At 33.3% G+C, this 19,700-nt stretch carries 20 protein-coding genes; 12 read left to right on the top strand and 8 right to left on the bottom strand.

Going from position 1 to position 19,700, the window contains the following annotated elements:
* The first annotated feature begins 28 nt into the window (after positions 1 to 28).
* The 3 genes from IEV77_RS11155 to IEV77_RS11165 all read left to right on the top strand — a co-directional run bounded on the left by IEV77_RS11155 (position 29) and on the right by IEV77_RS11165 (position 3,415).
* Positions 29 to 1,252, top strand: coding sequence for a multidrug effflux MFS transporter (locus tag IEV77_RS11155; protein ID WP_188464733.1), 1,224 nt, complete (start codon positions 29 to 31; stop codon positions 1,250 to 1,252).
* A gap of 251 nt (positions 1,253 to 1,503) precedes the next feature.
* Positions 1,504 to 3,234 (top strand): APC family permease, encoded by a 1,731-nt coding sequence (locus IEV77_RS11160; RefSeq protein ID WP_188464735.1) that lies wholly within the window; start codon positions 1,504 to 1,506, stop codon positions 3,232 to 3,234.
* A gap of 40 nt (positions 3,235 to 3,274) precedes the next feature.
* Positions 3,275 to 3,415 (top strand): hypothetical protein, encoded by a 141-nt coding sequence (locus tag IEV77_RS11165; protein ID WP_188464737.1) that lies wholly within the window; start codon positions 3,275 to 3,277, stop codon positions 3,413 to 3,415.
* Between the two features lie 129 nt (positions 3,416 to 3,544).
* Here IEV77_RS11165 and IEV77_RS11170 read toward each other — a convergent pair whose 3' ends face one another.
* The 7 genes from IEV77_RS11170 to IEV77_RS11200 form a co-directional block, all read right to left on the bottom strand.
* Positions 3,545 to 4,174, bottom strand: a complete 630-nt coding sequence (locus IEV77_RS11170) for a MarC family protein (RefSeq protein ID WP_188464898.1) — start codon at positions 4,172 to 4,174, stop codon at positions 3,545 to 3,547.
* A gap of 156 nt (positions 4,175 to 4,330) precedes the next feature.
* Positions 4,331 to 4,708, bottom strand: a complete 378-nt coding sequence (locus IEV77_RS11175) for a hypothetical protein (RefSeq protein WP_188464739.1) — start codon at positions 4,706 to 4,708, stop codon at positions 4,331 to 4,333.
* A 5-nt stretch (positions 4,709 to 4,713) separates the two neighbouring features.
* Positions 4,714 to 5,124, bottom strand: a complete 411-nt coding sequence (locus IEV77_RS11180; RefSeq protein WP_188464741.1) for a GreA/GreB family elongation factor — start codon at positions 5,122 to 5,124, stop codon at positions 4,714 to 4,716.
* Between the two features lie 18 nt (positions 5,125 to 5,142).
* Positions 5,143 to 6,438 (bottom strand): Glu/Leu/Phe/Val family dehydrogenase, encoded by a 1,296-nt coding sequence (locus tag IEV77_RS11185; protein ID WP_188464743.1) that lies wholly within the window; start codon positions 6,436 to 6,438, stop codon positions 5,143 to 5,145.
* A 387-nt stretch (positions 6,439 to 6,825) separates the two neighbouring features.
* The gene (locus tag IEV77_RS11190; RefSeq protein ID WP_188464745.1) at positions 6,826 to 8,154 is read right to left on the bottom strand and encodes a sigma-54-dependent transcriptional regulator; all 1,329 of its coding nucleotides are present in this window, start codon (positions 8,152 to 8,154) and stop codon (positions 6,826 to 6,828) included.
* A gap of 3 nt (positions 8,155 to 8,157) precedes the next feature.
* Positions 8,158 to 9,258 (bottom strand): sensor histidine kinase, encoded by a 1,101-nt coding sequence (locus IEV77_RS11195; protein ID WP_188464747.1) that lies wholly within the window; start codon positions 9,256 to 9,258, stop codon positions 8,158 to 8,160.
* 65 nt (positions 9,259 to 9,323) lie between these two features.
* Positions 9,324 to 9,938 (bottom strand): DEAD/DEAH box helicase, encoded by a 615-nt coding sequence (locus IEV77_RS11200; RefSeq protein ID WP_188464749.1) that lies wholly within the window; start codon positions 9,936 to 9,938, stop codon positions 9,324 to 9,326.
* Positions 9,939 to 10,116: 178 nt separating this feature from the next.
* On the opposite strand from IEV77_RS11200, the gene IEV77_RS11205 reads away from it, so the two are divergent.
* Positions 10,117 to 12,015, top strand: a complete 1,899-nt coding sequence (locus tag IEV77_RS11205; protein WP_188464751.1) for a DUF294 nucleotidyltransferase-like domain-containing protein — start codon at positions 10,117 to 10,119, stop codon at positions 12,013 to 12,015.
* Between the two features lie 2 nt (positions 12,016 to 12,017).
* Positions 12,018 to 12,683 carry a 3'-5' exonuclease gene (locus IEV77_RS11210; RefSeq protein ID WP_188464753.1) on the top strand — a complete coding sequence of 222 codons (666 nt, stop codon included), beginning with the start codon at positions 12,018 to 12,020 and terminating at the stop codon, positions 12,681 to 12,683.
* 20 nt (positions 12,684 to 12,703) lie between these two features.
* Here the strand turns inward: IEV77_RS11210 and IEV77_RS11215 are convergent, their stop codons facing one another.
* A complete protein-coding gene (locus IEV77_RS11215) occupies positions 12,704 to 14,476 on the bottom strand; it encodes an ABC transporter ATP-binding protein (RefSeq protein WP_188464756.1) in 1,773 nt (590 codons plus the stop codon).
* A gap of 382 nt (positions 14,477 to 14,858) precedes the next feature.
* Here IEV77_RS11215 and IEV77_RS11220 point away from each other — a divergent pair, with 382 nt between their 5' ends.
* From IEV77_RS11220 to IEV77_RS11250, 7 genes are all read left to right on the top strand, one after another.
* Positions 14,859 to 15,176 (top strand): phosphoribosylpyrophosphate synthetase, encoded by a 318-nt coding sequence (locus IEV77_RS11220; RefSeq protein ID WP_188464758.1) that lies wholly within the window; start codon positions 14,859 to 14,861, stop codon positions 15,174 to 15,176.
* A 127-nt stretch (positions 15,177 to 15,303) separates the two neighbouring features.
* Positions 15,304 to 16,413, top strand: a complete 1,110-nt coding sequence (locus IEV77_RS11225) for a linear amide C-N hydrolase (protein ID WP_188464760.1) — start codon at positions 15,304 to 15,306, stop codon at positions 16,411 to 16,413.
* A gap of 3 nt (positions 16,414 to 16,416) precedes the next feature.
* Positions 16,417 to 16,770 (top strand): DUF1622 domain-containing protein, encoded by a 354-nt coding sequence (locus tag IEV77_RS11230; protein ID WP_188464762.1) that lies wholly within the window; start codon positions 16,417 to 16,419, stop codon positions 16,768 to 16,770.
* A 16-nt stretch (positions 16,771 to 16,786) separates the two neighbouring features.
* On the top strand, positions 16,787 to 17,434 hold the full coding sequence (locus IEV77_RS11235; RefSeq protein WP_188464765.1) for an alpha/beta hydrolase: 648 nt from the start codon (positions 16,787 to 16,789) through the stop codon (positions 17,432 to 17,434).
* A 92-nt stretch (positions 17,435 to 17,526) separates the two neighbouring features.
* Positions 17,527 to 18,246: a DUF2071 domain-containing protein gene (locus IEV77_RS11240; protein ID WP_188464767.1), complete on the top strand. Its 720-nt coding sequence runs from the start codon at positions 17,527 to 17,529 to the stop codon at positions 18,244 to 18,246.
* A gap of 107 nt (positions 18,247 to 18,353) precedes the next feature.
* Positions 18,354 to 18,719, top strand: a complete 366-nt coding sequence (locus tag IEV77_RS11245) for a DUF2200 domain-containing protein (RefSeq protein WP_188464769.1) — start codon at positions 18,354 to 18,356, stop codon at positions 18,717 to 18,719.
* A 169-nt stretch (positions 18,720 to 18,888) separates the two neighbouring features.
* Positions 18,889 to 19,608, top strand: coding sequence for a 3-ketoacyl-ACP reductase (locus IEV77_RS11250; RefSeq protein WP_188464771.1), 720 nt, complete (start codon positions 18,889 to 18,891; stop codon positions 19,606 to 19,608).
* The last annotated feature ends 92 nt before the right edge of the window (positions 19,609 to 19,700 follow it).

The following is a 19,700-nucleotide window of genomic DNA, read 5'->3' on the forward strand; positions in this document are numbered from 1 at the left end:
TTCATTTACAATAGTCTACTTTTGCGGCATGCAAGAAAACCAACCTGTAAAATTTGAATTTATAGCATTAATGGCATCTTTAATGTCTATTGTTGCCTTAACTATAGATGCTATATTACCGGCAATTTCTTCTATAGGAATATCCATTAACAGTCTGGACAGTAATAACAATCAGTTGTTAATTACTATGATATTTCTGGGTTTAGGAATTGGACAATTGCTTTTCGGACCTTTATCTGACAGTCTTGGAAGAAAGCCCATTGTATATATGGGTTTTATTGTTTTTGCCATTGCAAGTATTATATGTGTCCTGTCTCCTACTCTAGAATGGATGATCTTTGGAAGGATTTTACAAGGCATAGGTTTGGCTGCTCCAAGAACTATTTCTATTGCTATTATTAGAGATTTGTATAAAGGTGATTATATGGCCAAAATCATGTCGTTTGTCACTACATTTTTTATTTTAGTTCCTGTTATAGCTCCAGTTATGGGGAAATTTATTTTAAACCATTACGAGTGGCAAGGCATTTTTTATGTTCAATTAGTAATGGCTTTCTTAGTTTGTATTTGGTTCTGGAAAAGACAACCCGAAACGCTCAAACCTGAATATAAAATAAAATTTAACAAGCATTTATTTATAGATGGTTTTAAAGAGTTAATAAAATATAAAGTAACTCTAGGGTTTACAATTATTTCCGGATTTATTACGGGCTCTTTTATTGTGTATTTAAGTGCTTCTCAAAATATTTTTGAAAACCAATATGGTCTAATTAACGAGTTTCCTTACATTTTCGCAGGCTTGGCCGCTGGAGTAGGTTTATCTACATTTTTAAACGGATCTTTAGTTATGCAACTAGGAATGTGGCGTTTATCATTTATTGCTATTATTATATTTAGCGGAAATGCCTTGTTATATGTTTTATTATTTTGGAATTCTGAGAATCCTAATTTAATTATACTTTTAGCATTTATGGCCATTCAATTTTTTACTATTGGATTTATTTTTGGAAACCTGAGAGCCATTGCAATGGAACCTATTGGACATATTGCCGGTGTTGGCGCATCCATAACAGGGTTTATCTCTACTATGATGGCAGTCCCTATTGCAAATTATATAGGTAGTTTTATTAACACCACTGCTCTGCCTCTATTTATTGGCTTCTCCATATTTGGAGTCTTCTCTGTATTAATTTTTCTTAGAATGCAGGTTATTCAAACAAAGGAATTGCAGGTTATTCAAATTAATGAGTAATTAATAAATGTCTTTATTTCAATAAGCTTTTCAACAGAAATTTCTGAAGATATAATATGTGCCACTTCTTTAGTGAAAGGAAGGAAAGAAAGCGTACATTTCTTCATACCTTTTTTATTATTAAAAACAAAGAAGTTGAAAACATTCAAGATCTTTTATGGAAATTTTCCTTCTAAAAATTTAACTATTCCTTTAAGATAAATCGATTTTATATTATTTACCTTTAAGTATCTTTTCAAACAAACTTTAAGATGAAAAAACGTTTAAATCAATTAGCGGCAACCGCTATTTGTGGTAACGATATTAGTTCTTCCTGTTTATATGTTTCAGGTTTAGCAATTGTTTATGCTGGACAATACGCATGGATTTCGTTATTAATGGTGGCTGTTATTCTCTTTTTATTCCGTAAAATTTATGGCGAAGTTGTTGGAGCTCTCCCGTTAAATGGTGGTGCCTATAATGCGTTGTTAAATACCACCAAAAAATCTACTGCTTCATTTGCTGCTACATTAACCGTATTATCCTATATGGCAACTGCAGTTATTTCTGCCAGTGAATCTGTAAAATATGCTCAAAGTTTATGGCATAGTATTCCTATTATATACACTACTGTTGGCCTGCTAGCCCTTTTCATGTTTATCGTTATTCTAGGAATAGGAGAATCTTCAAAAGTTGCTATTGGAATCTTTATTTTTCATCTGGCTTCCCTAACACTTTTATGTTTGTTTTGTGGTGTCTATTTGTTTGAGAATGGGTTTGAAACCTTAATTGAAAATTTCAGAAATCCAATAGAAGGTAGTATTACTACGGCACTATTTTTTGGATTTGCAGCCGCGATGTTGGGCATAAGTGGCTTTGAAAGTTCGGCTAATTATGTGGAGGAACAACAGGATGGTGTATTTCCAAAAACACTTAGGAATATGTGGATAATTGTTACCATTTTTAATCCGTTAATCGCCTTTTTAGCTCTGGCTATTTTACCCATGGCAAGCATTCATAACAATGATGAAACCCTTCTTTCATTTATGGGACAAATATCTGGTGGGAATTGGTTGTTTTATATTATTTCTATTGATGCCGTTTTAGTTTTAAGTGGTGCCGTTTTAACTTCCTTTGTAGGCGTTGGAGGTTTGGTAGAGCGTATGACTTTAGATAGAATCCTTCCTAAGTTCTTATTAAAAAAGAACAAAAAAGGAAGTTCTTACATTATTTTTATCTGCTTTTTTATTCTCTGCGTGACCATTTTAATATTCACGCATGGTAATCTAAAAGCATTAGCGGGTGTTTATACTATTGCTTTTTTAAGCGTTATGATATTGTTTGCTGTTGGTAATATTCTATTAAAAATAAATAGGAAAAATTTACCTCGACCTGAGCGAGCTAGTAATCTGGCTTTATTTGTTGCGATTTTAGGGGTTGGCTTAGCTTTAATTGGAAATATTATTTTAAATCCGCCTTATTTAAGCATCTTTATCGAGTATTTAATACCGACCTCCATGGTTGTTATTTTTATGCTTTTTAGAATTCGAATCCTGCGGGCTTCTTTAAATCTTCTAAAATATTTTATTCCTTCAAATAGCCCTATTTTTAGAAATCTAAATAAGGTGGTTCAAAATCATATAAGACGTATTAATAATCAAGAATTTGTGTTTTTTACAAACCACGACAATGTTTCTGCTATAAACAAAGCCATCTTATATATTATCAGAAATGAACATACCAGACGCCTAAAAATAATTACTGTTTTGCAACCTGGTTTTTTTGTGCCTCCAAATTTAAAATCAGATATTGATGTTTTAGATCGTGCGTATCCAACAGTTCATATAGAATTTATAGAAGAGCAAGGTCAATTTGATCCAGAAAAAATAAAGGAGCTTTCTAAAAAATATCATATTCCTGTAAACTTTATGTTTATAGGCTCTCCAGGTGATAATTTCCCTTATAAAATTCAGGAACTAGGTGATGTTAGGTTAATAATTTAAATTATTTCTTAAGATAGCAATTAATAAATTTATATTATTAATGGTGAAATTATTCCAAAACATATTTACTACCATTAGAGATCAATATCATAACCCTGTAACTGTGAAGAACCCAATCGTTCCGGAAGTTTCTAAAAAGACCTCTGAATACAAGCATCATTTTATTATGTACCTGATTTAAGATTAAAAAACTAAAAAACACGGAAATAATGTACATCAATAAATAATAAATATATGTCACCAATAGAAAAACCTTCTCTAGTCTATAACTAAAGAAGGTTTTTTATTTGTGTATGTAAATTGTTGCCTTTTATAACAAGCTTTCCACAACCGCTATTACAGAAGATAAAATATATTCAACCCCAATTGCAATTACGATAAAACCAATAATCCTGGACAAACCGTTAATCCCAGAAGCTCCTAAGAATTTAACAATTAGGTGAGCCCCTTTTAAAATAAAATAGATAGCTAAAGTAACGATGATAATAGCTCCTACAATTATTAAAATATCTTGGGTGGTTTTATATTCTTGATTGTATGTTATTAATAAAGAAATTGTTCCTGGTCCAGCTAACATTGGGATAGCTAAGGGTGTTAAGGAAATGGATTCCCTATTATGGATATCTTCTTGAATACGATCGCGTTTCATCCCTTTATGTTCCCTAAACTTACCTGTTAACAAAGCAAAACCTGAAGAAGCAATAATTAGTCCACCTGCAATTTTTAAAGCATTCAAACTAATCCCAAAAAAGGATAAAATAAATGTGCCCGCAAAAAAAGATAGCAGTAAAATAGCTAATACGTCTATGGCTGTCCAAAAAGCAATTACAGCGCGTTCTTTTTGAGTATTTTCTTCGGTTAATCCCACAAAAACTGGTACAGTTCCCAGCGGGTTCATTATAGAAAAAAGTGCTCCAAAACTTATTAAAAATAACTCCATCTTTTTTTTTTGCAAAAGTCGATACTTTTTATCGAATTTCAAGTTAAATAATCCTTATTTAAATGTCACTAAATGACAAAATTAAAAAAACCACAAGAACCGAAATTCTTGTGGCTAAAGTTAAATACAAACTAACAAACTAACAAACCATTGTATTTAATCTAAAATTTTTAAGTACACCTTATTTTTTACCAATCTATATTCATGTATATGTTTTAGATATTTAGCATAAAAATCATCATGCTGGTTAATATAAAACATATCACACTCCAAATCATCGCATTCGTGAAAACTTTGAATTGAACTTTTATAATTATAGAACTCGCTTAATAAAGCCGAATTGCTATCTAATTTCTCTAAAAGCTCATCTCTTAAAACCTTATCATTGATTTTGTTAAAAGCAATCTTCGCCAACCAATCGCATTCATTCGTTACATAACTTAGATGACCTATCCAAGTTTCTAAATTCTGCAATCTTTTGGTTTGGATAATTTCTTCATCCGTATCATGTGAGAAAAAAGTTTTTGAATTCATTTTAATTAAATTAAATTACTTTCCGTTTTTTTACGCTTTACTTCTTTTACCGTTAAAGATTTTACGCCTCCTGGAAATTCCCAATCAATGGTGTCTCCTTGTGCATAACCCATAACCGCTAAACCCATTGGGGTTAATACAGATAATTTTTTATTAGAAAAATTACTTTCTGTCGGAGAAACCAATTGAAATGAATTCTCCCAACCATCGTTCGAAACTATGGTCACTTCAGAATTAAACCTAATAACATCTTCAGGCATTTCTTCTTCGTTAGTAACAATTGCAGTTTCTAACTCATTTTGCAATCTTAGAACTGAATTCTTTCTAAGTGCATCTTTATAATTTCCTGATAAATTTAGAAGGCGTTTTAATGTTACAAACTCTTTCTTTTCTAATATGATACTACCGTATTTCATGATTGATAAATTATTTAATTAAGGAAAAATCCCTCTTTGTATATAAGCCTTTTCAATTCGCTCTATAGCTATGACATAAGCTGCCGAACGCATATCAATTCCTTTTTCTTCTGAAGCTTTTAAAACTTTTTTAAATACTTCAGACATCTTTTTATTTAATCTCACTAGAATCTCTTCCAATTCCCATAATTCTCCATTTCTGTTTTGTAACCATTCAAAATAGCTACCAATAACACCACCAGAATTACAAAGGATGTCTGGAATAACTTCGATTCCACGACTTAATAAAATTTGTTCTGCTTCCACAGTAGTTGGTCCATTAGCACCCTCAGCAACTAAAAACGCTTTGATAAAAGGCGCATTTTCTGCAGTAATTTGGTTTCCCAGTGCTGCAGGAATACAGATATCGCAATCTAAACTAAAGAAGTCTTCTTTAGCAATTGAAGATGAGTTTGGAAAGCCTATAAAGTTTCCACTATTGTTTTTTGAAAAATCGAATAACCCTTCTACTGAAATTCCTTCAGGATTCACAATTGTTCCAAATGCATCTTGAACACCTACCATTTTAGCTCCTTCCAATTCTAAAAAATGAGCAGCCCAATAGCCAACATTTCCAAAACCTTGAACGATAAAAGTCTTTCCGCTTAAATCTATTTTTTTATTTTCTGCCCAAAATTTAATGGTTAAAAACACACCAAATCCTGTAGCTCTATCTCTACCTTCAAGACCTCCAGAACCTACTGGTTTCCCTGTTACTACGTGTTGATTTTTAGAACGTTCAGATGGTGCTTTTGTAGACATATACGTGTCTGCAATCCAAGCCATTGTTTGTGCATTGGTATTAACATCTGGAGCAGGAATATCATGTTCTGGTCCAATGTTTTCTCCTAAAGCATAAGTAAAACGTCTTGTAATACGCTCTAATTCTGAATTAGAATATTTTTTAGGATCTATTTGGATTCCTCCTTTAGCACCTCCATAAGGTAAACCTGCTAACGACGTTTTCCAGGTCATCCACATAGCCAATGCTTTTACAGAATCAATATCAATGGTTGGATGATATCTCAATCCACCTTTGTATGGTCCAAGTGCATTATTATGCTGCACGCGATACCCTTTAAAAATTTCCACTTCCCCATTATCCATTCTTACTGGAAAATGAATGATTAATTCATTGTTAGTAACCTCAAGTATTTTTTTAATATTTGGGTTAAGATCAACCAATTCTGCAGCAGCATTAAACTGCTTCATAACATTTTCTAACATGCCTTGTTTTGGTTGTTCTTTCTGTTTCAATTCTTTTGTCAATGTCATTGTATTTAGATTAAATAAGTTCGACAGCTCTTTCTTTTACTGCTGCACGAAACCCTTTTGTTAGTGTTTGGGGATATTTTTTTGTATCTATGTCCTCTGCTAATTCGTATTCGCTACAAGACCAAATAAAGCTTTTGTTTGAAGTTAAGCTACATGAATCTACATGCCTGCATGTCCTACATAAACTTCTTTCCATAGTATCCATAAATAAGTTTTTTTAATCATACCATTTAAGGCAACTCTTATGCCAACTTTGTAAGTATAATTAAAAATAAAACTTAAAATACTCATTATCATTATATTAATTAATATAAAAGCGATTTTAAGCATGAACAAATCTGGGTAATTTTTACCCACTTGGGGAATTTATACGCATCAAAATAAAGCCTATTTTATTTTTTCGCTTAGCGTTTTTCTATCAATTTGAAGAATTTTTGCGGCTTGCGATTTATTATTGTCCGTGGCAGCCAACACTTTTAGTATATGGTTTTTCTCAACTTCTTTTAAAGTTAGGAGTCCGTCTTGCTTCGGGAAATCTATTTGATATTTTAAATGCTCAGGAAGATCTTTTATCTCCACTTGTTTATCGCACATAATAACAGCACGTTGAATTACGTTTTCCAATTCTCGAATATTTCCTGGCCAAGAATAACGTTCTAAAACTTGAAGCGCGTCTGCAGATATTTTCATCAATCGGTCCTTATATTCGACACCGTATTTAAATAAAAATTTATCGGTTAATAAAGTCACATCTTCTAGACGTTCTCGGAGAGGTGGCACATCTAATTGTACTACTGTTAACCTGTAATATAAGTCTTCTCTAAATTTACCTTTATCTATAAGGTCTTTTAAATCGATGTTTGTGGCTGCAATAACCCTTACATCTACTTTTTCTACTTTTTGAGACCCTACTCTAGTTACTTCTTTCTCTTGTAGCACTCGAAGTAACCTTAATTGGGTTGCCATGGAGGCATTACCAATTTCATCTAAAAATAAAGTCCCATTATTAGCGGCTTGAAAAAAACCATTCCTATTTTCGTTTGCTCCAGTAAAAGCACCTTTTGTATATCCAAATAATTCCGCTTCTAAAAGATTTTCTGGAATAGCGCCACAGTTTACCGCAATAAACGGTGCTCTAGCAAATTGTCCCATGTAATGAATGGAACGTGCTACAAGTTCTTTACCAGTACCACTTTCACCTGTAATAAAAACAGTGGCTTTATTGTTTTTTACCCGCTCAATTACTTCAGTCACTTTTTTTATGGCTTCAGAATTCCCAATTAATTCTCCATAAGAAATACTTGTAGGTTGCGTTTTTTGTTCCTTTATTTTCTGCTTTTTCGAATTAAATTGAAGTGATTTTGAAACAGCTATCTTAAGCTCCTCTTTAGTAAAAGGTTTGGTCAAGTAATCCATAACCCCAGACTTCATAGCTTCTAAAGCGCCATCAATAGAAGGGTAACCCGTTACTACCAATTTTGGGATGTCTGGAAAATGATCTGAGACATATTTTACTAGTTCCAAGCCATCTACTCCAGGCATTTTTAGATCTGTTATTAATAGGTCTATCGATTTATCTTTTAAAATTTCGATAGCTTCTTTAACAGATATGGCTTTATAAGTATGATAATTTAAAGATTTTAAATGGCGTTGTAAAAGTTCCAAAATATGAACATCGTCATCTACCAATAAAATATTTTCTTTATTTAAGCTCATAAGCTAGTTTTTAGGAAGTAGAATTGTGAAAATAGTGCCTTTTGGAGAGTTGTCCTCAAATTTTATGCTGCCTTTGTGGCTCTTAACAATACCATGCACAACACTTAACCCCAAACCAGAACCGTCTCCTACAGGTTTTGTTGTAAAAAACGGATTAAAAATATTTTCTGAATTAGCTTTTTTAATGCCTGGACCTTCGTCTGAAATTCTTAATAGCACATTTTTACCCGTATCTGAAACCAGTATTTTAATAAACCCATTTTGTGGTGAAAAATAAATGGCGTTGATTACCAAGTTAAAAATTACCTGCGTTAATTGAATGGCATCAACTCGAAGTAGGATTTCCTCTTTGTCTATTTGAAGCTGACAGCTTAAGTTTTTTTTATTGAAATTAGGATTAAGAAGTCCAATAGCATCTTGAATTATAGGCACTATGTTTCTTAATTCCATTTGATGCGGCATGTCGCAAGAAAAGAACATGAGCTTTTTAACCACTTCCCTAGAAAAAATAGCACTATTAATAATTTTATCTAAATCGCTATTAACAGGTTTATTGTCTTTAAATTGCTCTTTTAAAAGTTCTGTATAACCTAGAATATTAGCTAAAGGCGTATTCAGTTCATGGGCAATTCCAGCAGTAATTTCACCTAAAATACCTAGTCTGTCGGCGCGTTCCATTTGGCGTTTAGAAAAAGCTTCATTTTCAATAATATGCTTACGCTCAATCAAATTACCAATTTCTTGAGCAATTTTATTGATTAGCTGAATTTCTTCATTTAAAAAACTATCCTCATTATATTTTAATTTAGGATAACCAGCCTTAACAGAGCCAATAGGTTTATTAAAAACCTTAATCGCAGAAACTATGTATACATGATTATTAGAATGTTCGCCAACAGAAATAAGCTGGTCTTCTATTTTGATTTCTACAGAAGCTTCATCTGGATATCTAATGGCCTCTTGCAAACTATAAGCAATAGCTTGCCAAGTAGGGTCTAAATTATCAAGATCTGAATTTGCTACAAAAGAACTCACATTGTACAAACAAGTAAGCTCCTTGATACGTTCTTTTAACTTTTCTTCTGCAGTTATTAATAGCGACATACTTTAAACTTATAAAAATTTAAGGTTATCATTTTTTACAATTTTAAAACAATATTAAAATCATCTTATTTCACAACAACCATCTGGGAATTAAACATAAACTTTTCCTGCCATCTATCAAAACGTTCATCGTATTTAGTTGAAAAAACTAGGTACTGACAACGTTCTAAACTTTCAGGAAGTCTAGAAACATCACTTAAAAAAGAACCGCGAAACAGAAACTCGGCATCATCAACTACAAACAGTTGCAACTTTCTAACATTGATATTATTCATAAAGAATAACTTGTTAAAACGAAGTGGCGTGGTAATTAAAATATCAATGCCATCATAAATATCGTCTCGTTGTGCATCAATATTATGTTCTTCATATACACAATAAACTCGTAAATCTGTTCTATTGGTGAATTTTCTAAACTCGCGATACATTTCCAGAACGGCATCTTTGTCTTTTGCAAAAACAATAGCTCTAGGCGCTTCTTCAACTGCTTTACCTTGCAGTTTTTGAACCACACTTAAAACCATGGTAGTGGTTCTTCCAGAGCCTTTTGGACCAATACCAAACAGGTTAGCTCCTCCTTTGATTTTTGAAAGTGCTTTTTTCTGAAAAGGTAAAGGGGCTTCAAAACCTTGGGCTTCTAAAGCATCTTTAAGTGGTTCTATTAATTTTTTAAAAGACATGTATCTGGTATTTATTACAAGCCACAAAGATAAGCATATTTAAACCTTAGCATAGAGGTTCGTTAAAAAGTGTGTTTATTTAGTTTGAAATGATCTGATAATAGGATTTTATTTCAAATGAAACCGAAACCTAACAAATCTCATGTTTTTAAATCCTTTTTTTATATAACTTGCTTGTATGAATACCATAGCTTTACGTATCTCCGATTTTCTTAAAAATCATCCGCCATTTAGCATGTTGCAAACGGAACAGTTATTAGCCATATCTCAAGCGGTTGAAGTTCATTATATAGAAAAAGGGCAAATAGTTTTTGAAACTGAAACACCTGTTAAAGATCAGTTTTACATTGTTAAAGATGGAGCCATAGGTTTATATAGAAACAACCATTCTAACTTGGTTGATGAATGCGACGAAGGAGACATCTTTGGTTTAAGAGCCCTAATGCGTCAAGGCACCTATCAACTAAGTGCCATGGCTATGGAGGAAAGTATTCTTTATAGTATTTCTGCAAATCTATTAACCGAGTATATTACGGTTAATCAAAAAGCAAGTACATTTTTATTACAAACGTTTGTATCTAATTCAAATTTTAATACCACAGATAGTTTTATTGATGGGGCAATAAAAAACGCAGCGGATATGCCGGATTTTAACGAAGAACTTTCAGCTAGCTATTCTAAAAATCCCATTCATTGTTCTCCCGAAACAAGCATTCAAGAAGCGGCAAAAACAATGACCTTAAAACGGGTTGGTTCTATAATTATCACCCAGAACAAAAAACCTATTGGCATTATAACCGATAAAGATTTGCGTGTTAAGATTGCCACGGGAACTGTTTCTATAGATAAACCGGTTACAGAAATTATGTCGGCTCCAGTTATTACCTACCCCAAAAACATTAGCGTTGCCGAGGCACAAATAGCCATGCTTCAACATAAAATAACGCATTTATGTATTACAGAAGATGGTAGTAACCAATCAGAATTAAAAGGGGTGCTTTCAGAGCATGACATTATAGTTGTTAGAGAAAATAATGCTTCGGTCTTAGTAAAAGAAATTAAACGCGCAAACACGACCAAAGAACTTCAACTTATCATTCAAAAAACACAACAGCTCTTAAATCGTTATATAGCTCAAGAATTACCAATTCGCTATATTACTAGCATCAATTCTGCCATTATTAATAGCCTTACCAATAAAATTATAGAGTTTGCCATTAGTAAAATGGTCACAGCTCCCCCTGTCCCTTTTGCTTGGTTGGCCATTGGAAGTCAAGGTCGCCAAGAACAATTATTACTAACGGACCAAGATAACTGTTTGGTATTTGAAGATGTTAGCCCAGAATTACACCAACAAACCCAAGACTATTTTCTATTATTGGCAAAAGAGATTACCATACAATTAAACCAAGTAGGTTTTGAATTTTGCCCTGCAAATATGATGGGTAGCAATCCAAAATGGTGCTTATCGGTTTCACAATGGCAAGCCCAATTTAAACGTTGGATTACCAAACCAGATCAAGATAACCTGATGCTTTGTACCATCTTTTTCGATTTTGAAAGGGTTTACGGAGATTCAGATATGGTAGACCAGCTATCTGATAGTATTTTTAAATCCATAGATTCTTATGAGATTTTCTTAAATTATCTCGGATTAAATGCCTTACAAAACCCACCTCCTTTAAGTTTTTTCCGAAACTTTCTTGTTGAAGATTCTGGAGAACATAAAGACCAGTTTGATATTAAAGCCAGAGCCATCATGCCCTTGGTAGATGCGGCCAGACTTTTAATTCTTTCTAAAGAAATTAAAGCACATAACAGCACCATTGCTCGTTATACAAAACTAGCAGAATTAGAACCTCAAAACAGCGATTTGTATTTTGCATGTATTGAAGCTTTTAAAAACCTTCTTTATTTTAGAACCCAACAAGGACTTTTACATGAAGATTCTGGCAGGTATATTAATTTACAAACCCTAAGTAAAGCGAACAAACTGGAATTAAAAAGTGCTTTTAAAGCCGTAAAGGCCATTCAAGAGCTTATTCAAGTACGTTTTAAATTATCTCAATTAATGTAATTATGAGCTGGTTTAAAAAACGCATATATCCTGAATATTGGCAAGCTTATGAAGCCCATTTTAAACAGGCTACTAACAATCATATAAATAGTGTGAGGTTTGTGGTTTTCGACACTGAAACTACAGGGCTCGACATAAAAGAAGATCGGATTTTATCTATTGGAAATGTAGCTATTTTAAATAATAGCATTCATGTTATCGATCAACTAGAATGTTACTTAAAGCAAGACTTATTTAAAGCTGAAACGGTTAAAATCCATGGGTTATTAAAGGAAGGATCTTTAAAAAAAATAAGTGAAGAGGAAGCCATCATCCTATTTTTAGCACATATTAAAGATGCCGTCTTGGTTGCTCATCACGCCGCTTTTGATGTGGCCATAATAAACAAAGCCCTACGACGTTTGGGCTTACCAAAACTCAAAAATAAAGTACTAGACACAGGGGTTCTATTTCAAAAAACGAAACTTGACACTTCTAAGATGCACTTTAGTTTAGACAGCCTTTCAGAGCGTTTTAACATACCGCAACACGATAGACATACAGCTTCTGGAGACGCCTATATTACAGCATTATTATTTCTTAAAATAATTCCAATATTAAAACAATCCAATAAAAATCTCGACTTAAAAGACCTCCTACGTTCCAATCAGCGAATTGGTTTACTATAATTTACAATAGTTAAGTCAAATTATATCTTAGCCTGGTAGGTGTAAAGATCATAATAACGCCCTTCTTTAGCGATTAGTTCATCATGCGTTCCACGTTCAGCAATCTGGCCAGCTTCAACTACTAAAATCTGATCTGCTTTTTTAATGGTACTTAAACGGTGAGCAATAACAATAGTGGTTCTGTTTTTTGTTAATTCGGCCAAACTTTTTTGAATTAAACCTTCACTTTCTGTATCTAGATTGGAAGTTGCCTCGTCCAGAATGATTATTTTAGGATCTGCTAAAATAGCTCTTGCAATGGCTAAACGCTGACGTTGACCTCCTGAAAGTTTCACACCGCGTTCTCCAATAAGGGTATCTAATCCATCGTCAAACCTATCCGTAAATTCATTTACATAAGCGGCATTTACGGCATGCAGCAATTGTGCTTCGCTAGCATCTGGTTTAGGGAATAAAATGTTTTCTCTAATGGTGCCTTCAAAAAGAAATTCGTCTTGTAAAACCACTCCCAAGTGTTTTCTGTAACTACTTAAATTTACCTGACTTAAATCTTGATTATCTATGGTAATGGTTCCAGATTTCGGATTTAAAAAAGTAGCCGCTAATCCCGCAATGGTAGATTTTCCTGAACCCGAGCTACCAACCAAAGCAGTAACCGAACCGGAAGGCGCTTCAAAATGAATGTTGTGTAACACTGGTTTTCCTTCTTCATATTGAAACGAAACATCATTAAAAACCAAATCGCCTTTAATGGTTTCTAGTTTTACGGTTCTATTTTCATTATCTTCTTCGGTTGTCATGTTCATTAACTCTTCGGTTCTATCAAGACCTGCCAAGGCTTCTGTAAGCTGACTTCCAATATTACTCATTTGCACAATGGGTGCAATCATAAATCCTAGAAGTAAGGTGAAAGATAAAAAGTCTCCCACGGTTAAATCGCCTGTCATTATTTTATAACCTCCAATTCCCATAATTCCAGTAGAAGCTAATCCTAATAAAAAGGTTGAAGAACTCGTCATTATTGCGGTTGCAGTCAAACTCTTTTTTACATTTTGGAATAATTTTTCTACACCATCTTCAAAGGTTTTATTTTCTTGTTCTTCAGCATTAAAAGCTTTTATAACTCTAACTCCAGCTAAAGTTTCAATTAGCCTACCAGTTACTTGCGCATTGATAACGCCACGAGTTCTAAAAATAGGTCGGATATATCCAAAAGCCTTTAAGGCAATAACACCAAATATAGCCACGGGAACCAGCACAAATAGTGTCATGGACAAACTAATTTTTATAAGAAGAATTAGTGAAATTACAGCGGTTATAGTCCCTCCTACCATCTGCACCAATCCGGTACCAATCAAGTTTCTAACACCTTCTACATCTGTCATGATTCTGGATACAAGCACTCCAGATTTGGTATTATCGAAAAAACTAATGGGTAAAGACAAGACTTTTTTCTGTACTTGCGCTCTTAATTCACTTATTAAATATTGCGCCTGAATACTAAGAATTTTAGTCAATAAATACGAGGTAACGGCTTGCACTAAAATCGCAATCCCTACGATTAATAATAAGGTATACAGCTGGTCGTAATCTTTATTAGGAATGACATCGTCTAACAACGCTTTACTTTTCCATGGTAACACCAAACTAGAAAGCCTACTTAAAACAATAAGAATTAAACCGAAAAACACCAATTTACGCCTAGGCCAAATAATGGTTTTAAAGGCTTTAGCCATGGTTACTTTATCTTTCTTATTTTTATATTCTTCGGTCTTACTTTTAAGATGCTGCATGTGTTAGCTTGTAGATGGTTTAAAAAACCTTTAAGTTGAAGCAAGGAATGATTCAATTAACATGCCATATTGTAGTGGCTGACAAATTAGCAATTTTCATGGAACCTTTAATAGTATGATAACAACAAAACATCTTTGACAGCTGTTTAACTACGTAAAATTGATTACTTTTATAGAACTAAAATATCATTTTTGACCTTGCTTTTTTCTTAAATGAAATAGGCCTGTTTTTTTACAGCAATTCTAAGGATTTAAAATAAAGGTATGTTCGTATCAATCTGTTTAAGAGCTTTGAGCTTGCACTTCGACAAGCTCCGTGTGGCAAATAGATAAAACATATCACATGGAACAAATAAAATAAAGTGAGTAAAATAAACATATCATGGAACAAAAAAATTATGACACCGTAAGTGAAGCCACTAACGATTTATTGAAAAGAGGCTATACCACCAATTTTTCTTTAATGAGCGAGGAAGAGTGTTTAATATGTCACAAAACCTCTGTGCAACTGTCTCCAGACGATTTTGAAATAGATGAAATCTATAGGTTTGATGGCATGACAGATCCGGGAGACGACATGATAGTTTACGCTATTTCTTCCACCAAATACAATATGAAAGGCGTGGTTGTAAATGCTTATGGCATGTATGCAGACAATGCCACTTCTGCCATAGTTAAAAAGTTAGAAATGCATCATTAATATGAAAATTTAACGCTTTAAGTTCCTCACACATTTAGCTGTAGGAAATAAAAAATACTTAAGTTTTAATCCAATACAATATGCTATTCAATTAATATCTTTTAAATAAATAAACCAACCCTATATTATGATAACAAATCGTATAAGAACACTATTTGTAGCAACATTCATCATGCTATTTGCTCAAAGTGCCGCAGATGCCTGTACAGGAATCATGTTAAGAACCACAGATGGCAAAGCTGTTAGTGGTAGAACCTTAGAATTTGGAATTGAAATATCTTCATCATTGGTAGCCATTCCAAGAAACTATTCTTTTGTAGGAAAAACAGATAATGGCGATGGGTTAAAATATAAAACCAAATATGCTGTTACTGGAATGATCACCTTTCAAGACATGGTTATTGCAGACGGCATGAACAGCGCAGGCTTGTCTAGTGGGATTTTCTTTTTTCCTACATTGGCAGAATACACACCATTAACCAAAGAAAACCAAAGTAAAGCGTTATCGCCTTTAGATTTTAATCATTGGGTACTCTCTCAGTTTGCAACAGTAGAAGAAGTGCGTGCCGCTGTTGAAAATAACGAAGTTGTTATCGTTCCAACGGTACTTGATAATTGGGGACCAACGGCACCACCTTTTCATTATGCCGTTTACGATAAAAATGGGAACAGCATTGTGATTGAGCCTATGAATGGTAAATTAGTTGTTTCTAATAATCCGATAGGTGTTTTAACCAACTCTCCAAGTTTCGATTGGCATATGACTAATTTAAGAAACTACACCAGCCTAAAACCTGAAAACGCAGATTCTATGACTATAGAAGGTCTTGTTTTTCCACAATTAGGACAAGGTTCTGGTATGTATGGCATTCCTGGCGATTTTACACCACCTTCACGTTTTGTTAGAGCTACCGCATTTTGCGCTACAGCTGACCCAGTAGAAACTACTTTTGAAACGGTGAAAGAAGTCTTTCATATTTTAAATAATTTCGATATTCCTAAAGGCTTTTCAAGAGAAGTATCTAATGGCGTAGTTCATGCAGATTATACCATGGTTACTTGCGCTAGAGACCCGCATGCGCTTAAATATTATTATAAGACCTATAATAATCAAGATATAAAGGTTATTGATTTAAACGAATTTGACGCCGACTCCAAAGACATTTTAATTCTGAACTCAGAAGCGGAAAAAGATGTGTTTAATAACGTGAGCAAAAAATTAAAACCTTTAAAATAACGCATGGAAAACATTAATATTTATATCGATTATGTCGCAAAAATAATGGAATCTATAGGTGTTCTAACTATTTTATTTGGTTCCTTATACGCTATTGGCAAATTTCTATTTTCAATTAAAAGCAAAAACCCACTAACATATATTGAGTTGCGACAAGCAGTTGGAAAGTCCATCCTTTTAGGTCTTGAAATATTAATTGCGGCGGATATTATGGCTACCGTCGTAACAGAACCAACGCTAAGATCTGTTTCTATTTTAGGTTTAATCGTTATTATAAGAACCTTTTTAAGCCTGTCTCTTCAAGTGGAATTAGAAGGGAAATTTCCTTGGCAGAAAAACGAAAAGCAAGAAAGCTAAAATTTAATACCAAAACTTGAAAATCTTAAGTCTGTTTATAGGAATTCTTATTTGCTCAACTGTGTTTGCCTTTGAAAGCAAAAATGATGACCGATTTATTTTCTTTCTTCATAACCGATTTATAGAAGAACACGAATTGGACGAAATCCATCCTGAATTTGGACGGACAGAATACAACGAAATTATTTCTAAATTTAAAAAAAACGGTTTTAAAGTATTTAGTGAAAAAAGAAACGGAAATGTGAATGCTAGAGAATACGCCGTTGGAATTGTAAACCAAATTGACAGCTTAATAAAAAGTGGAATAAAAGCAAGCAGTATTACTGTAGTAGGAACTTCAAAAGGTGGCTACATTGCTCAATATGTTTCAACTTTAGCAAATAATCCCGATTTAAATTTTGTGTTTATTGCTAGTTATCGAAATACCGATATTCAAAACTTCCCTGAAATCAATTATTGTGGCAATATTCTAACCATTTATGAGGCCTCAGACCCATTTGGTGTTTCATCTTTAGAACGAAAGAAGACCTCCACTTGTAGCATAAAACATTTTAAAGAAATAGAACTGAATACCGGATTGGGACATGGATTTTTATTTAAACCCTTAAAAGAATGGATGGAACCAACCATAAATTGGGCAAACGGAAAATACAATGTAGAATAAAACCCATGGCTTCTATGGTGTTTGAGAAAGAGCTATTACTTAATAAAAAGTAAAACTTGCCTTAGCAATGGGAGAAAATGAAATAGAGCGCGATGAGAATACCAAAAATAAAAGGAATTATTGACAGACGCATTTTAATCAACTACCAAATTGATAAAGAGGTTCTAGAAAATTATTTACCAAAACCCTTCAAACCCAAATTAGTAAATGGAAAAGGAATTGCAGGGATTTGCCTTATTAGATTAAAAGAAATTAGACCGAAAGGGTTTCCTAAACAAATGGGTATTTCATCTGAAAACGGAGCACATAGAATAGCCGTAGAATGGATAGAAAATGGCAACCTAAAAGAAGGTGTTTATATTCCAAGAAGAGACACATCTTCTAAACTAAATTCTCTTGCAGGAGGAACTATTTTTCCTGGAATTCATCATTTAGCTAAGTTCACAGTAAATGAAAAAGATGGAGTTTATGAAGTGAGTTTTATTAGTGACGATAATACGTCTTTATCTATCAAAGCGAAAAAAACTAATAAATGGAATAAAGAAAGTGTCTTTGAAAATTTACAATGTGTCTCAGATTTTTTTGAGAATGGCTCTGTTGGATATTCGCCTGACAATACAGACTTTGAAGGCCTTGAGTTGAAAGCCTATAATTGGGAAGTCTCTCTGCTGGAAGTTGAAAATGTAAAATCAAGTTTTTTTGAAAATGAAAGGATCTTTCCAAAGGGTTCTGTAATGTTCGATAACGCTTTATTAATGACCGGTATTGAGCACGAATGGATTGGATTAAAAAAAATAAAAAGTGTCACCTAAAATTATAATTTTTAATACCTAATCTCATAGAAATAGCTGATTACAAGCATCCTTTTTTTAGGGAAACTTTCTAAAATATAATTGGATTTGAAATAAAACCATCAATAATGAAAACAACACCAGAACATCATGAGCGGATTGCAAACATGACCTTCTCCTCTGTTTTTCCGCACTATATAACTAAAATAGAAAAGAAAGGCAGAACCCAAGACGAGTTATATGAGGTTATAGAATGGCTTACTGGATTTGATAAAACCAAAGTACAAGCACTTATTGACAAAAAAGCAACCTTTAAAACCTTCTTCGAAAAAGCCACATTACATCCCAATGCTCAACTTATAAAAGGTGTTATCTGTGGCTATCGGATAGAAGAAATAGAAAACCCACTAACCCAACAAACTAGATATTTAGATAAGCTTGTTGATGAATTAGCGAAAGGTAAAAAGATGTCTAAAATATTACGTGAGGCATAAAAAACAGATATTTATTTCCTTTAAAAAAAACTTAAGGAAATGCCAAAGCACAGCTCTAGTTAAATATATTTAAGTAATTTTATCCCTAATTTAAGCTCCTAAAAGCGTTTAAAGAAGAAATATAATAGACATAATTTTTCAATATATACATTGATATTAAAAACAAAACATGACAGATTTAAAAAACAGAAAAGCCATTATTACTGGCGGTAGTCGCGGATTAGGAAAAGCAACAGCCCTTGCATTTGCAAAAGAAGGCATAGACATTGCAATTACAGGAAGAAATGAAGCGGCTTTAAAAGAAACAGTTATAGAATTGGAGGCTTACGGTGTAAATGCTATTTATGCGGTATTTGATGTAAGTAATTATGAGGAAGTTAAAACAGGAATCTCAAGTCTTTTAACAAAATTAGGTTCCGTAGATATTTTGGTAAACAATGCAGGAATAGCCGCTTTTGGAACTTTTAATGAGATGGAAGTAAGTCAATGGACCCAAATAATACAAACCAACGTCATGGGTATGTATTATGTGACTAAAGAAGTATTGCCACATTTAATAAGTAAGAATGAAGGTGATATTATTAACATCTCTTCTACGGCAGGTTTAAGTGGAAATGCCAGTACATCTGCCTATTCTGCTTCCAAATTTGCCGTGATTGGCATGTCTGAATCTTTAATGAAAGAAGTTAGGAAAAACAATATTAGAGTGTGTACTTTAACACCAAGTACCATAGCATCTGATATGTCCATCGATCTAGGAATTGCAAATAAAGACTCCGAAGACAGCGTGTTACAGCCTGAAGATTTTGCGCAATTAATTGTAGCTGGATTAAAACTGCCAAGAAGAGCCATGCTTAAAAGCGCCGCTTTATGGTCTACAAATCCGTAAATTATAATAAAGATTTATTACAATTTTTAAAACCTGCCTCAGGGCAGGTTTATTTACAACTCCTACCCTAGTACTAAAATAAGTACATTAGT

Source organism: Xanthomarina arctica, assembly GCF_014638915.1.
Lineage (GTDB): Bacteria > Bacteroidota > Bacteroidia > Flavobacteriales > Flavobacteriaceae > Xanthomarina > Xanthomarina arctica.